This is a genomic window from Streptomyces glaucescens (assembly GCF_002154375.1).
GTDB classification, from domain to species: Bacteria; Actinomycetota; Actinomycetes; order Streptomycetales; family Streptomycetaceae; genus Streptomyces; species Streptomyces glaucescens.
This window is the reverse complement of the sequence record NZ_MUND01000772.1, coordinates 1-651: the sequence shown is the minus strand read 5'-3', so window position 1 is coordinate 651 and position 651 is coordinate 1. Positions and strand designations below refer to the sequence as shown.

1 pseudogene is annotated in these 651 nt (G+C 69.1%); it reads right to left on the bottom strand.

The features are described 5' to 3' along the window. Window positions 1–224: 224 nt before the first annotated feature. A pseudogene (locus CCN42_RS36955) lies at window positions 225–651 on the bottom strand (transposase); the annotation flags it as partial.

Sequence of the window (651 nt, the reverse complement as noted above, 5' to 3'; positions counted from 1 at the left end):
TCCGGCAGGAGCAGTCGGCGAAATACGGCGAGAGCGCGACCGTGATCGTTTTCGCCGACATCCTGGCGGGCCAGGGACCGACTCGAGGGGACTAGTAGTACTTCGTTAGGTTCTGGCCTGTCTGTGGCGGTCTCGTCGGGTGGGTAGCGGTCGTCCGCAGGTGGTGCAGGTGCCGGTCCAGCACCTCAGCTGGTCCTGGAGGAGATCGAGGACCTGGTAGAGGGTCAGGCCGGCATCCGGGCTTTTGGGTCGAGCCGCCGCAGGGTGAGGAATGCCTGGGCGGCGGTGACGAGGGTGACGTGGTGGTGCCAGCCGCGCCAGGTGCGGCCCTCGAAGTGGTCCAAGCCCAGACCGTGCTTGAGCTCGCGGTAGTCGTGCTCGATCCGCCAGCGCATCTTCGCCCACCGCACCAGGTCGGCAACCGGTGTGGTGGCGGGCAGGTCCGTATCCAGTAGTCCGTCGGAGCGTCCTGGCCGTCCGGCCACTCGACCAGGAGCGTCCGGGTGGGCAGGACGCCGTCCCACCAGCTGCGGCCGCCGCCCGCCTCCTGGGCTCCGGCCAGGGGCTGCTTGCCCGCGGGCCGGACAGTCAGGACCGCGAACCGTGAGGACATCACCCCTTTGCTGCCCTGGCGCCAGGTCACCTCAGTGA